Origin of the sequence: Marinobacter sp. CHS3-4 (genome assembly GCF_030053415.1) — a bacterium.
Lineage (GTDB): Bacteria > Pseudomonadota > Gammaproteobacteria > Pseudomonadales > Oleiphilaceae > Marinobacter.
Map to the genome: position 1 here is coordinate 127,334 of NZ_JASGBJ010000003.1, position 13,537 is coordinate 140,870.

The following is a 13,537-nucleotide window of genomic DNA, read 5'->3' on the forward strand; positions in this document are numbered from 1 at the left end:
TACGGGAACATAACACTGACAGACTTTGATTGGGCGCCAGGGCTTCAGGTCTGGACGGGTTTTACACGATTTTGACACTCGCTTTTTGATCCGCAGCGCATCACAGGGGGCGATTGGCTCTTTTATGAGGGATCGGTGCTTACCACCGGATTCACCAGTTCCTCGGAAGTCTGAGACAGCAGCGCACTTAAAGTCGGGGATACGAACTGTCGACGAATGCTGATGGCGTAAAAATCTTCATAGACCCCGGGCAGCTCGCCATACTCCTGCAGGGTGCCCGCTTGAAGCTCGTCTCGCACCACAACCGGCGGCAGAATGGCCAGGTGATCTGTGTCGCGGGTCAAAAGTCGCATCATGGCCATGTCGTCGACCTCAACCGCGATCGTGGGCCGTAATCGGTGATATTCGCAAACCTGCTCGAAAGCCTGGCGGATGTTGCTCTTGGTTCCCGGCACAATCAGCGTGTGGTTTCGCAGGAGATCAATGACCTCATCACTTGAGGCAAGCCCCGGCCGTCCAATGATGCTGACGGGTTGCCGGGCAACCATCCGGGAACGCCATGGGGTCTGCTCATTGCCCTGAACGGGCTGGTTGGACAGGACCAGATCCAGCTGATGCGCGGCCAACTGCCGTAGCAATTCTTCCAGGTTTCCGCTGTGCAAGCTCATTTCGAGGTCTTCACGGGTCAGTAATGGCCTCAGGAAGCCTTCCTGGAAGTTGCGGGACAGGGTCGAAACGGCACCAATTCTCACCAATTCCCTATTCGGTCTGACGCCTGAAGCGAACAGCTCTGCCAGTTCTTCTCCCTGTTTGAAAATGTCCTCGGCATAGGAGAAGGCCAGTCGGCCCGCTTCGGACAGTTTGAGGCGTCGACCCTCGCGAACGAAAAGCTGCTGCCCCAGGCTCTCTTCGAGTTTTCGGATCTGCCCGGACAGCGCCGACTGCGAAATATGCAGCGTTTCTGCGGTTCTGGTCAGGTGTCCGGAGCGTGCTACACGCCAGAAGTAGAAAAGATGGTGGTAGTTAAGTTTCATACCTGAAATGTTCTATAAAAGTGAACGATCGGTTCATTATAAACCATTTTTTATATTGAGCAGGGCTGTGCACACTAGCGCCAATGACAGGGAGATGACTCGAATGACTTCATTGGTGGAACTGATCAACGTTGGCTTGCTCGCGGCCTGGCTCACAAGCGTCGTTGGCCTTTTGTTGCTGGCGGCGGTGGCTGGATATAAACAGGGTGCCGCAACTTCAGGGCTCTACTGGCGAATTGCCCAGAACGTACTGCTGGCCGTTCTTTGCCTGTCTGTTGCTGTGGGCATCGGGTTGATTCTGGAGGCCAACCTCCTGTTTACCGCCACATTGCGCGACGCAGGCGGTTTCCTGGGTCTGTATCCGGATGGTCTCGCTGTATGGATGGCGATCATGGTCAGCTTCATCGGCTGGGTCATTCTGCGGTTTGCCGATAGCTATCTGCGCGACGATCCCGGTCGCCAACGGTTCCTCCCCTGGTTATTGGTGATCATTGGTTCCGTCTGCGTGCTGGTATTCACCAACCATTTGATGATCCTGGCTTGTGCGTGGGTTGCTGTCAGTCTGGCACTGCATCATCTACTGACGCTTTATGGTGAAAGGCCTCAGGCTCGTCTGGCGGCTGTTCAGAAATTTATTGTCAGTCGTATCGCGGATGCGCTGGTGCTGGCTGGTGTTGGGCTTCTTTACTCCCATCACGGTACTTTTCTGCTGCCAGAGATCGTTGCGTCGACAGCTTCCGGTGGAGGAACGGGTGAGTATCCATGGTTGGCGTCCATCGCATTTGCGCTGGCTGCCGTACTCAAATGCGCCCAGATTCCATTCCACGGATGGTTGCTACGGGTGATGGAAGCGCCCACGCCGGTGTCCGCCCTGTTGCATGCCGGGGTTATCAATCTGGGTGGTTTTCTCTGGCTGCGGCTCTTCCCGGTGTTTGACGGATTCACCTCTGGTCACCTGGTCTTGCTTGTCGTCGGCGGCAGCACCGCCGTCATCGCGGTGCTGACGATGATGACCCAGTCATCCGTCAAGCACGCGTTGGCCTGGTCGACCTGTGCCCAGATGGGTTTTATGTTGTTTGAAATTGGCATGGGTGCTTACACTCTGGCTCTGCTTCATCTGCTGGCACATTCGCTTTACAAGGCGCACTCCTTTCTTGCATCGGGGCGCACCGTGTCTGTGTCCTCCAAGCCTGGATTCCCGGCCACGGCCCTGCGCTATCGATTGGCAAGGGCCGGGCTTTGCGCTCTTGCCGCGATGGCCATCATCGGGATGGCACCACAGCTGGTTCAGAACAATCCGGTGCTGGCTGCCGTTCTGATTCTGGCGGTGAGTTTCTCGTCCTATGGAATTCCGAGTGGTATCAGTCGGTTGAACGCGACCTACCTGTGCATCTTGGCCGTGGCGCTGATACCCGGATACTGGCTTCTTCACTTTATTGTGGCGCCAGCGATTCCTGCCCATGCACCGGTTGAACTTCCGCTGGTTGCGTACGCAATCGGCTCGGTGATGGTCACAGGTCTGCTTCTGGGAACGGCTGTTACCCAACTGAGTTCTCGCTATGAGATTACCAGGACACTTTGCACGCATTTCCGATCTGGTCTTTACCTCGAGCAGCCATTCGACAGGCTAACCCGGGGGCTTGCCATTGAATCGTTGAGGATGCCGACGTTGTTGCGTCCGGTTCCGAAGAGTCCATCTCACGCTGAGGAACAGTCATGACCGGTTCAACGATTGCCCAAAAGGCTTGTAATACCATGCTTGGCGACTGGAAAGATTCGCTCAGGTCTGCCTGTAAGCATGTGGCACCGATATGGCCGCTGGATCAATTGATTGCGGTGAACCCTTATTGGGGTCTGAAATACCTGCCGGTCCAGTGGGCCGATAGCGTGCTGAAACAGCGGGGTGGCTTTTCTGTTCTGCCTCCCAAGGCTTTTTACGATGAGGCCTGGGCCGAGGGGCGAATTACGTCCGAGGATCTTGCAGCGAGCCTGAAAGAGAGCAGCCTCTCGAGTGACAAAGAGCAGCTTTTGCGTTGGTTGCAGCAGCCTGAGGAAGCGTCGGACGCCAGCGAACGTTCAACCCTCGACTTTTTCGCGCCCACGTCCGGTAATGAGTCTGTTTCCCGTGCAGTGTGCGAACAAGTGGCGCGGATTTGCACTGTCTATTTTGATCGCAGGCAGGCGGGATGGACGACCGCACAGACCGAAAGCAGTCTGTTCGAATTCTGGTTGAAAGAGAGCCGGGCAGAACTGTCGCTGGACGCTCTGACCGGCCTTGCCGGAGCGCGGCAGGTTTTGAAAACGGTGCCACAAGATGCCAGCGATGCGGTAAAGAATGTCGTTGAACGGCTATCCCTCGGCAACACTGAGCTTGAGGCGCTGGCCCATAGCCTGCTTCTGATGATCAATGGGTGGGCTTCCTGGTGCCGTGGTGAGGATTGGCGCTGTGAGCTTGAGGGCCAGGCTTCTGAACGGGTCTGGGAGTTGCTCGCCATTTTGCTGGCTTGGGAAGGCGTCGGTCTTGAGCTTTTTTCGTCCGAGCAGCGCGCCAGTTGGTTGAAAAGACGGTCAACGCGTCAGCGGATTGTTCAACCTGCCAGGCATCTTTGGGTATGGCACAGAGCCTATGAGATCGGCTATCAAAGATCACTTTGGCAGTCGATGCGGGATCGCCCCGTTGAAAGCAACTGCTCTAAAGCCCCATCGTTCCAGGCGGTGTTCTGTATTGATGTCCGGTCTGAGGTTATGCGTCGCCATCTGGAGCGCGCCCAGCCTACTGGCCAGACGCTCGGCTTTGCTGGTTTCTTTGGTTTGCCGATTGAGCATCGGTCACACGGGCCTTCCCAACCGGTTCGCCGCTTACCGGGCCTTCTGGCCGCGTCTTATCGGCTTGTGGATAGCCTCGGAAGCCAGCAGGCGGATCAACTGGCACATAAAGCACTGAATCAGAAAGAGGCCGCCCGTTCTGCGGTTCGCGGCGCGAAGTACAGTGGCCTGTCCACCTTCACGTTGGTTGAAACCACGGGGCTGGCCTGGGCCTGGAAGCTGGTCAGGGATAGCCTGAAACGCCCGGTAGGCAAGCGTCCCCGGATCGCTTCCGAACAGCGGCTGGTTCAGCGTGTAGGGGGCGATCCGGTCACTGACCGCCAGAAAGCCGATCTTGTCGCGAACATGCTCCGTGGTATGTCGTTGACAGCAGGGTTTGCGCCTTTGCTGGTGTTTGTCGGGCACGGTACCCATACCAGCAATAATCCCCACCATGCGGGCCTTGAGTGTGGCGCCTGCGGGGGCCAGAGTGGCGGTGTTAATGCCCGCCTGGCTGCCGAGCTGGTCAATGAACGGGCGGTGCGCGCAGAACTGGCGGAGCAAGGCATCAGAATTCCGGATTTTGTCTGGGCGGTGGGTGCCGAACATTGCACGCTGACGGACGAAGTCACGCTGTTTGATGAGGAAGCGGTGCCTGAAACCCATTTAGTCAGGCTGCACGAGCTCAAGGCGGCCTTTGCCGAGGCGGGAGCGGGCGCTCGCAGAGAACGCGCGGCAGCGCTTGGGCTCAAAGACCTGGACGACGACCGGTTGTTGAAGCAGATGAGGACTCGCGGGGACGATTGGGCCGAGGTAAGGCCCGAATGGGGTTTGACGAACAACGCGGCGATTGTGTTTGCAAAGCGCGAGAAGACCAGAGGCGCGAATCTTGGGGGCCGGGTGTTCCTTCATGACTACGATCCGGACCAGGATCAGAACGGTGAGATTCTGGAAACGTTGATGACGGCCCCCATGGTCGTCGCGAATTGGATCAACATGCAGTATTTCGCCTCAGTCGCTACACCTGACGTCTATGGCGCCGGGAATAAACTCCTGCATTCGGTTGTGGGCGGCAACGTTGGTGTGATTGAAGGCAACTCACCGGATTTAAGAATCGGCTTACCGTTGCAGTCGGTTCATGATGGACAGCGGTGGTTTCATGAGCCGGTCCGCTTGACGGTTTTGATCGACGCCCCTGCCGAAAGAATTGAAGCGGTGCTCGCAAAACATAGAAATGTAGCGGAACTGGTGGAGAACCAGTGGGTATTACTGTGCCGAATGGCTGAATCCGGGGTAGAGCATTATCGCAATGGACAGTGGCACTGACGTGGCTAAAGCAAAGACTGCCACGCGGATATAAAGCGCCTGTTTGGAGGGTGCTGGTTATTTCTTGTTTCGATAAGCCCTAAATTTTGCTATTTTTCCTACTCGATGAGGCTGAAAACCTCGTCGTGCTAGCGGGAGAGATCGGTCAGCGAGTGCGTTGAACCGGCGCCGAAGGAGCAACTGCCCCGGAAACTCTCAGGCAAAAGGACCGCTAGCGCGAAGACTTTCCGAAGAGCTGTCGACGGCTGCGTCAGTCGGCACACCGAAGGAGCAAGCCGCCGGATTCGGCGCGTGAATCTCTCAGGTCCATTGACGGAAGGGGTGCTTTTTACCACAACTGGTAGAAAGGTAACCCTGGGCGCCTATGGAAATGGAGAGTTTAATGAAAAGCATTGCAGTCATTGGTGGCGGAATTACCGGTATTACCACCGCATACACCCTCGCCAAACGTGGTTACGACGTTACCGTTTACGAAAAGCACCGTTACGCGGCGATGGAGACCTCGTTCGCCAATGGCGGACAGTTGTCAGCGTCCAACGCCGAAGTCTGGAACAATTTGCAGACCATCAAAAAAGGCTTCAAATGGATGTTCCGCAGCGACGCTCCGCTGCTGGTTAACCCCAAGCCTTCCTGGCACAAGCTCAGCTGGTTTGCCGAATTCATTGCCGCAATCCCCCAGTACGAGAAGAACACCACCGAAACCGCGCGACTGGCGATTGCCGCTCGCGACTACCTGTTTCAGTGGGCTCAGGACGAAGGCATCGATTTCGACCTGAAGAAACAGGGCATTCTGCACATCTATCGTGACAAAGCCGGCTTTGATCACGCTGCCCATGTGTCCAAACTGCTGGCGGCAGGCGGCCTTGAGCGTCGCCCGGTTACGCCAGAGGAAATGAAATCCATCGAGCCGACCCTGGCGGGCACCTACTACGGCGGCTTTTTTACCGAGAGCGATTCCACCGGTGACATCCACATGTTCACCAACGGTCTGGCCGAAGCAATCGTCCGCCTGGGTGTAAAAACCAATTATGGCCAGACGGTGACTGAACTGAGCGCGGACGAGAAACACGCGTGGGTTACCGCCTATGACGACGAGCAACAGCACCGGGATACTTTCGATGGTGTGGTGATTTGCGCCGGTGTCGGCAGCCGTGAACTGGCGGCCAAGCTGGGCGATCGGGTTAACGTGTACCCGGTTAAAGGTTACTCCATCACCGTTCAACTGGACGACGAGCAATCCCAGAAAGCGGCACCCACCGTCAGCCTGCTGGACGACGCCACCAAGCTGGTGACCAGTCGCCTGGGCGATGGTCGTTTCCGGGTAGCCGGTACTGCCGAGTTCAACGGATTTAACCGCAACATCCGCGACGACCGGATCAAACCGCTGACTCGCTGGGTGGAAGAATGTTTCCCGGGTGTCTGCACTCGTCGGGTTGTACCCTGGGCAGGGCTTCGTCCAATGATGCCCAATATGATGCCACGGGTTGGCACCGGCAAACTGCCGACCGTCTTCTACAACACCGGCCACGGTCACCTGGGCTGGACCCTGTCTGCCATTACGGCTGAAATGCTGGCGGAAACCGTCGATCAGAGATCTTGAGGCGTCGGCTGATCAAGTCTATGCGGCAGGTCTTCCGCCTTTTTGCGGCGATGCGGGCTTAACGACTGGGCCAGTATTTCTGCATTTCCACGAACAGGAAGGAGGCGCTCCAGGTGATGAGAACCAATCCTGTGAGCGCTTCAATGCCGGTCAGGAAACGCAGCACACCGAACGCCTCGATGTCGCCGTAACCCAGTGTCGTGAAGGTGGAGAACGAGAAGTACACGCAGTCCAGAATGCTGCCGTCAAAGTTGCCGGCCAGTTCTCCCCAGCTCGCCGAGTGATTCATCAGATAAAAGGCCACCGCAAAAATCCAGACTTGTAACGTATGGGTTGCAAGGATTCCCAGCACGCCTGTGATCAGGCGAAAGTGATGCCCCTGGTGCATTCTGGAAAGCAGGCCACTCAGGCGAAGGAGAGCCTGATTATGAATAACCACCACGATGATCACGATCAGCGCGTTGATGAGCGTTGCGTTGAAGAGAACCATAGGGTCTGTCGCCGTCACCTGGTCAAATGCTCCGTTTTGAATGTCGGATAGAAGCATAACATCCGTGCATTGGAAGGAGTGGGTGTCGTCACGGGTATGTTCTGGGTTCTTGGCTGGCCCGGCACCGGTCTCAGGCCAGGGAAATGCAGTAGCGAATGACCCCGGCGTTTTCCTCGCGAGTCCATTCGAGTTTGTGCCCGGTCATATCGCAAAGTACTTGAAGGTCTTTACGACCGCTGGGATCGTCTGTGAGGAACTCAACCTGGGTGCCGCTGGGAAGATCCCGGGTTCGTTTTTTTAATCGTAGAATTGGAAGCGGGCATACCAGACCGACGGCGTCGATCTGGTATACCTCTGTTGCGTCCGCTTCCGCTTGCTTGGCAGCTGACTGATCAGTCAAGTCGCACCGTTTCAGGGTTGCTGTATTGTTCCGCAGAAGACCATCCGAACTGATCCAGAACCTGAGGTGCGATGGCGGCAATAATCAGGGCGGCTGCAAATCCTGCAATCATGACTTTCATGATGTCCCTCCTTTGCCTTCTTTTTGCTCCACTTCTTCAACCCACAGATCATGGTGCTGTCGGGCCCACTCCACATCGACCTGACCATTGCCCATGGCGTCGAAAGCGCCTTCCATACCGACCGAGCCGATATAGATGTGGGCGATGATGGCAACCATCATTACGAAGGCCACAATCGAGTGCCAGATGTTGGCGTATTGCATCTCTTCGTGGGGCGTCATCACGGTTGGCAGATTGGTGCCCAACACACTGTTGATGATGCCAAAGGTGTCGGCAAACATCGGCATCTCGAAGGGGAACAGCAGAGATAGCCCCGACAGGGAGACCGACACGCCGAGTATCATCACGGTCCAGAAGATAATCTTCTGGCCTGCGTTGAACTTTTTCGCCGACGGGTGGCTGTCCGAGAAAATACCACCGCCGGCTTTCAGCCATTGCCAATCCAGCTTGTTGGGTATGTTGTGGGCGACCCACATGACAAACGTCATCACCAGACCCAGCATGAAAGCCCAGGCAACGTTGTTGTGAATCCACTTTGAGCCTGCGGCCAATGTGGCGAACGCTTCATCGCCCAACACGGGAATCAGGAAACTGCGCCCCATCAGCGTAATCAGGCCAGTGATGCCAAGGGCAATAAACGAGCCGGCGAGAAGCCAGTGCCCGAATCGCTCGATGGCTTTGAAGCGTTCAATCGTGGTCCCGGCAGGGCCGCCTTCGATCTTGATTCGCCCACGGACAAAGTAAAATATGGTCAATAACACGATGATCCCGAGAATGGCCAGGCCACCGTAGGTGATAACCGGTCCCTCACGCAGCTTGTACCAGGCAATGCCCTCGTCCTGAATCAGGACTTTGTTTGCAGGGCCGGGCGAGGCAACGTAGGGGTCGATTTTGTTGTATCGAATTTCCCGCCAAATGTCGGAATTCGATTGTCCGCCCAGAGTGCCCAAAGGGCCGTCAATCGGCGGCGCCGCGTCTTTGTTCCCGAGGTTTTCAGAGCGAAAGGACTCATCCACTTCGAGCTGTTTCTGACGGCGCAGGATGTCTTCGAGGGTTTGAGCGCCCCCGGTAGCAGATCGGTCAACCTCGGCGCCTTCCTGGGCAGACTGGGCCCAGCCGGGGTTCGCGATCAGTGCCATCATCGCAATGAGGACGGCACCCAACATTTTTATTTTCATGAGAGCACTCCAACGGAAGCTACAAGAAGAAATCGAATCCTTCGATGGAAGCCGGGGCCGTAAAGGCCCCGGATCAATAAGGTCGCGTTAAGCGCCTTTCTTCTCGTAAGCCGTACCCCATCCCCAGGCGCCAGAACCGAAACCGCGGTTCACCACGCGTTGGCGATAGATATCCGCCACTTCGTCGCCGTCGCCAGCCAGAAGGGCTTTGGTTGAGCACATTTCCGCACAGATGGGCAACTTGCCTTCTGCGATACGGTTGCGACCGTATTTCTGGAACTCCACGTCGGATGTGTCTTCTTCCGGGCCGCCTGCACAGAAGGTGCATTTGTCCATTTTGCCGCGGCTGCCAAAGTTACCCGCCTGCGGGAACTGTGGTGCACCAAACGGGCATGCGTAGAAGCAGTAACCACAACCAATACAGAGATCCTTGGAGTGCAGCACAATGCCGTCTTCAGTCTGGTAGAAGCAGTCCACCGGGCAGACGGCCATACAAGGCGCGTCTGAACAGTGCATGCAGGCTACCGAAATTGAGCGCTCTCCGGGTTTGCCATCTTCGAGTGTTATGACCCGACGACGGTTGATGCCCCAGGGAACCTCATGCTCATTTTTACAGGCCGTTACGCAGGCATTACATTCGATGCAGCGTTCGGCGTCGCAAAGGAATTTTGCTCGTGCTTGTCCTTCAAGTGCCATGATCTACACCTCTTGTTATGCCGGCATTATCGAACATAGGGTGGCTTTGGTCTCTTGCATCTGCGTGACCGAGTCATACCCGTATGTTTGAACAACGTTAGTGGATTCACCCAGGACAATCGGATCGGCGCCCTGAGGGTATTTGTTCCTCAATGACTTGCCTTCCAGATGTCCGCCGAAGTGGAACGGCATAAAGGCTACGCCTTCCCCGACACGTTCGGTGATCATTGCTTTTACCTTGATGCGACCGCCTTCAGGCCCTGCAACCCAGACGTCCTTGCCGTCACGGATGTTCAGGTTGTTCGCGTCACGCGGATTCACCTCGATGAACATCTCCTGCTGCAATTCTGCCAGCCAGGGGTTGGAGCGAGTCTCGTCACCACCACCTTCGTATTCGACCAGACGGCCAGAGGTGAGGATGATCGGGAACTCCTTGCTGAAGTCGTCTTTCTGGATCGACTTGTACATCGTCGGTACGCGCCAGAAGGTCTTATCCTCATAGGTTGGATAATCTTCGACGAGATCACGGCGATTGGTGTACAGCGGCTCGCGGTGAATCGGCACTGGGTCCGGGAAGTTCCAGACCACGGCACGCGCTTTGGCGTTACCAAAGGGCGCACATTCGTGCATGATCGCCACACGCTGGATACCGCCTGAAAGGTCGGTCTTCCAGTTGGTGTTCGGGCCGGCAATCGAGTCGATGGTGGCTCGTTCCTCGGCCGTCAGGTCTTTATCCCAGCCCAGATCCATCAGCATCTGCATGGTGAATTCCGGGTAGCCGTCCTTGATCTCGGAGTTCTTCGAGTAGACGCCTTCGGCCAGCAGGTTGTCGCCATCTCGTTCAACGCCGAAGCGAGCACGGAACGTCAGACCACCTTGAGAAACCGGCAACGACATGTCGTAGAGGTTCGGTGTTCCGGGATGGTTCATCTCTGCGGTACCCCAGGAAGGCCACGGCAGGCCGTAGATATCACCGTCACAAGGCCCGCCGTTCGCACGGAGCGTGGTCCTGTCGAAGTGATGCTGGTACTGCATGTGCTTTTTCAGCCGCTCAGGCGACTGGCCGGTGTAGCCGATGGTCCACATGCCACGGTTGAATTCCCGGGTGATGTCCTCGATCAGTGGAATATCACCTTCCACCTTGATGTTACGGAACATGCGGTCAGTGAAGCCGAACTTGTCCGCGAACAGCTTGATGATCTCGTGGTCCACCTTGGAATCGAACAGCGGTTCAACCACTTTCTCACGCCACTGCAGCGAACGGTTTGAGGCTGTTACCGAGCCGTAGGTCTCGAACTGGGTAGTGGTCGGCAGCAGGTAAGCGCCGTCCTTTCGGTCGTGCAGGACTGCCGAAACGGTCGGGAAAGGATCCACAACGACCAGAAGGTCGAGTTTCTCCATGGCTTCCTTCATTTCCAGCATACGGGTTTGTGAGTTGGGCGCGTGGCCCCACAAAACCATGGCGCGAGTGTTGTCGGGTTGCTCAAGGTTTTCCTTGGCTTCCAGCACACCGTCAATCCAGCGAGAGACCGGAATACCCTTCTCGTTCATCATGGCCTTGGACTTGCCGTTCCTGTCGAGGGTGGCGAAGCGTCCTTTGAGCCAGTCCAGATCTTCTTCCCAAACGCGAGCCCAGTGAGCCCAGGAACCTGCGGCAAGGCCGTAGTAGCCAGGCAATGTGTTGGCCAGAACGCCCAGGTCAGTGGCGCCCTGCACGTTGTCGTGACCGCGGAAGATATTGGTGCCGCCACCCGTGGTACCCATGTTGCCCAGAGCAAGCTGCAAGATGCAGTAGGCGCGGGTGTTGTTGTTGCCGTTGGTGTGTTGCGTACCACCCATGCACCAGATGACGGTGCCAGGGCGATTGTTGGCCAGTGTACGCGCCACGCGCTCCAGCTGGGCGCCCGGCGCACCGGTAACCCGCTCAACTTCCTCAGGATTCCAGCGCTTCACCTCTTCGCGGATCTGTTCCATGCCCCACACGCGTGTGCGGATGAACTCTTTATCCTCCCAGCCGTTCTCGAAGATGTGCCAGAGAATGCCCCAGACCAGCGCCACATCAGTGCCCGGGCGGAACCGGACGAACTCATCGGCGTGGGCCGCGGTGCGGGTGAAGCGAGGGTCGCAAACAATCAGCGGTGCGTTGTTTTCTTCCTTCGCCTTCAGGATGTGCAACAGCGACACCGGGTGGGCCTCGGCAGGGTTGCCGCCAATCAGGAAAATCGCCTGTGACTTGTGGATGTCGTTATACGAGTTGGTCATCGCACCGTAGCCCCAGGTGTTGGCTACGCCTGCTACCGTGGTTGAGTGGCAGATACGGGCCTGGTGGTCAACGTTGTTGGTCCCCCAGTAGGCGGCGAATTTCCGGAACAGATAAGCCTGTTCGTTGTTGTGCTTGGCGCTGCCCAGCCAATACACGGAATCGGGACCGCTTTCTTCCCGAATCTGGAGCATCTTGTCGCCGATTTCGTTGATCGCCGTTTCCCAGGAGATCTTCTGCCACTGGCCGTCGACCATTTTCATGGGCGTTTTCAGGCGTCGCTCGCCGTGCGCGTGTTCACGCACAGAAGCCCCTTTGGCGCAGTGGGCACCCAGGTTGAAAGGGCTGTCCCAGCCGGGTTCCTGACCCGTCCAGACGCCATTCTGCACTTCGGCTTCCACGGTACAGCCGACAGAACAGTGGGTGCATACGGATTTCTTGATTTCGACTTTGCCACCCTCGGATGAGGGTGTGGCCGCCTTGACTCGGTTGGATGTCAGGGATAGTGCCGCGAGGCCGCCCACTGTAACACCTGAAGCCGCAAGGAATCCCCGGCGGTCCATGGTTTTAGCAGCGAGGGAGGAAAGCAAAGATCCCGCACGGGAGCCTTTCGCTACCCCGTTGGTTTTCTTCCTTAACATTTTGAACACCTCTCTCTTTTATTATTCTCGTTTTCTTAGAACGGGCGGCTAGACAAGAGCATCACGCAACCTTGAATAGCGGCCAATCCTCAGAAGCGAGCCGATTCCATATATTTGCGCGTGTGCTCCGTTTCACGCAGGCCACTGCTTTTCTTGGGGGCAGGTTGTGCCACCTCGGCTGCGGCGTTTGGTGCTACGGTCATGGCAACGGCAGCCGGGCCGGCCACTGCTGCCAGTCGCAAAAAGCGACGACGGCTTTCACCCTTCGGATTGTCCATAGGACTCCTCCACTTTGTGGTGGGATCGGGTCGACCCCGGTTATTGAATCGCAAATGCTTCGGCTTCAACGGCCATAAAGGCTTTCCCGAGGGAGCCTACGGGCGCGTAGAAGACCGCTGATTGCGCTTTCTCCAAATCGCTGAAAAAAAGTTCTGCCCACTTTTTGATGTGAGCGTCAAAAAACGCTTTCTGAGAAGCTACGTCACTGTCACAGGGAAACTCACCGGTAATGATGCCCGCCATAACTTCGCAGAGCGTTCCGATGTGGTCTTCCGGTTCCTTGACGTCGTCATTGCGCTGGATGCCGCGGGCCATAAGGTCCGTTCGCAATTCGGCGAGAGGCTTCTCGTTAAGAAATCCGGTCAGGTAATAACTGGTGTAGGGCAGGAGTTCACCGCGGCCAAGACCAATGAAAAGATTATGGTATTCGCGCTCTGCGCTCTCAGGGGATGTGCGTGCAGCAAGCGCTGCCAATTGTTTTGAAGCGGTGCCAAGGGACGAATCGTCGCCTTTCAGGGTTGCCAGGCCGGATAGCAATTCAGACGAGGGCGGGGACCCAAGCAAGGCGCCCAGTAACTGGTACATTTGTGCCCGGGCACGATCTTCTTCGGCGATCGATTTCGGGCACTGAACTTCTGCAGTATTGGCCAAAATTCAGTTCCTGATTTTTGTTGTAGTTTATCGACATTATTTATACATATAGTCTA

At 56.6% G+C, this 13,537-nt stretch carries 12 protein-coding genes and 1 riboswitch; of the genes, 3 read left to right on the plus strand and 9 right to left on the minus strand.

Annotated features, from left to right (window positions below):
- Positions 1 to 122: 122 nt before the first annotated feature.
- Positions 123 to 1,034 (minus strand): LysR family transcriptional regulator, encoded by a 912-nt coding sequence (locus QLQ17_RS14245; RefSeq protein ID WP_283210277.1) that lies wholly within the window; start codon positions 1,032 to 1,034, stop codon positions 123 to 125.
- Positions 1,035 to 1,137: 103 nt separating this feature from the next.
- Here QLQ17_RS14245 and QLQ17_RS14250 point away from each other — a divergent pair, with 103 nt between their 5' ends.
- From QLQ17_RS14250 to QLQ17_RS14260, 3 genes are all read left to right on the plus strand, one after another.
- A complete protein-coding gene (locus tag QLQ17_RS14250; protein WP_283210278.1) occupies positions 1,138 to 2,754 on the plus strand; it encodes an NADH-quinone oxidoreductase subunit L in 1,617 nt (538 codons plus the stop codon).
- The gene (locus QLQ17_RS14255; protein ID WP_283210279.1) at positions 2,751 to 5,165 is read left to right on the plus strand and encodes a YbcC family protein; all 2,415 of its coding nucleotides are present in this window, start codon (positions 2,751 to 2,753) and stop codon (positions 5,163 to 5,165) included. The genes QLQ17_RS14250 and QLQ17_RS14255 overlap by 4 nt, the downstream gene beginning before the upstream one ends.
- A 122-nt stretch (positions 5,166 to 5,287) precedes the next feature.
- A riboswitch (glycine riboswitch) is annotated at positions 5,288 to 5,386 on the plus strand.
- Between the two features lie 161 nt (positions 5,387 to 5,547).
- Complete coding sequence (locus QLQ17_RS14260) at positions 5,548 to 6,765, plus strand: D-amino acid dehydrogenase (protein WP_283210280.1); 1,218 nt, start codon at positions 5,548 to 5,550, stop codon at positions 6,763 to 6,765.
- Positions 6,766 to 6,823: 58 nt separating this feature from the next.
- Here the strand turns inward: QLQ17_RS14260 and QLQ17_RS14265 are convergent, their stop codons facing one another.
- The 8 genes from QLQ17_RS14265 to QLQ17_RS14300 form a co-directional block, all read right to left on the minus strand.
- Positions 6,824 to 7,255 (minus strand): potassium channel family protein, encoded by a 432-nt coding sequence (locus QLQ17_RS14265; RefSeq protein WP_283210486.1) that lies wholly within the window; start codon positions 7,253 to 7,255, stop codon positions 6,824 to 6,826.
- Positions 7,256 to 7,385: 130 nt separating this feature from the next.
- Positions 7,386 to 7,655, minus strand: coding sequence for a sulfurtransferase TusA family protein (locus tag QLQ17_RS14270; RefSeq protein WP_283210281.1), 270 nt, complete (start codon positions 7,653 to 7,655; stop codon positions 7,386 to 7,388).
- On the minus strand, positions 7,648 to 7,776 hold the full coding sequence (locus tag QLQ17_RS14275; protein ID WP_283210282.1) for a hypothetical protein: 129 nt from the start codon (positions 7,774 to 7,776) through the stop codon (positions 7,648 to 7,650). Before QLQ17_RS14275 ends, QLQ17_RS14270 begins: the two co-directional genes overlap by 8 nt.
- Positions 7,773 to 8,954, minus strand: a complete 1,182-nt coding sequence (locus tag QLQ17_RS14280) for a formate dehydrogenase subunit gamma (RefSeq protein ID WP_283210283.1) — start codon at positions 8,952 to 8,954, stop codon at positions 7,773 to 7,775. The genes QLQ17_RS14275 and QLQ17_RS14280 overlap by 4 nt, the downstream gene beginning before the upstream one ends.
- An 87-nt stretch (positions 8,955 to 9,041) precedes the next feature.
- Complete coding sequence (gene fdh3B / locus QLQ17_RS14285; RefSeq protein WP_283210284.1) at positions 9,042 to 9,650, minus strand: formate dehydrogenase FDH3 subunit beta; 609 nt, start codon at positions 9,648 to 9,650, stop codon at positions 9,042 to 9,044.
- Positions 9,651 to 9,665: 15 nt separating this feature from the next.
- Entirely contained in the window at positions 9,666 to 12,551 is a 2,886-nt protein-coding gene (locus QLQ17_RS14290) for a formate dehydrogenase subunit alpha (protein ID WP_283210285.1), read from the minus strand.
- Between the two features lie 89 nt (positions 12,552 to 12,640).
- Complete coding sequence (locus tag QLQ17_RS14295) at positions 12,641 to 12,829, minus strand: hypothetical protein (protein ID WP_283210286.1); 189 nt, start codon at positions 12,827 to 12,829, stop codon at positions 12,641 to 12,643.
- 40 nt (positions 12,830 to 12,869) lie between these two features.
- A complete protein-coding gene (locus tag QLQ17_RS14300; RefSeq protein WP_283210287.1) occupies positions 12,870 to 13,481 on the minus strand; it encodes a TorD/DmsD family molecular chaperone in 612 nt (203 codons plus the stop codon).
- Positions 13,482 to 13,537 lie beyond the last annotated feature (56 nt).

Bases quoted from the DNA above. Each gene is read 5' to 3' on its own strand.
- QLQ17_RS14245 (WP_283210277.1), bottom strand. From the start codon at position 1,034: ATGAAACTTAACTACCACCATCTTTTCTACTTCTGGCGTGTAGCACGC.
- QLQ17_RS14250 (WP_283210278.1), top strand. From the start codon at position 1,138: ATGACTTCATTGGTGGAACTGATCAACGTTGGCTTGCTCGCGGCCTGG.
- QLQ17_RS14255 (WP_283210279.1), top strand. From the start codon at position 2,751: ATGACCGGTTCAACGATTGCCCAAAAGGCTTGTAATACCATGCTTGGC.
- QLQ17_RS14260 (WP_283210280.1), top strand. From the start codon at position 5,548: ATGAAAAGCATTGCAGTCATTGGTGGCGGAATTACCGGTATTACCACC.
- QLQ17_RS14265 (WP_283210486.1), bottom strand. From the start codon at position 7,255: ATGGTTCTCTTCAACGCAACGCTCATCAACGCGCTGATCGTGATCATC.
- QLQ17_RS14275 (WP_283210282.1), bottom strand. From the start codon at position 7,776: ATGAAAGTCATGATTGCAGGATTTGCAGCCGCCCTGATTATTGCCGCC.
- QLQ17_RS14280 (WP_283210283.1), bottom strand. From the start codon at position 8,954: ATGAAAATAAAAATGTTGGGTGCCGTCCTCATTGCGATGATGGCACTG.
- fdh3B (WP_283210284.1), bottom strand. From the start codon at position 9,650: ATGGCACTTGAAGGACAAGCACGAGCAAAATTCCTTTGCGACGCCGAA.
- QLQ17_RS14290 (WP_283210285.1), bottom strand. From the start codon at position 12,551: ATGTTAAGGAAGAAAACCAACGGGGTAGCGAAAGGCTCCCGTGCGGGA.
- QLQ17_RS14295 (WP_283210286.1), bottom strand. From the start codon at position 12,829: ATGGACAATCCGAAGGGTGAAAGCCGTCGTCGCTTTTTGCGACTGGCA.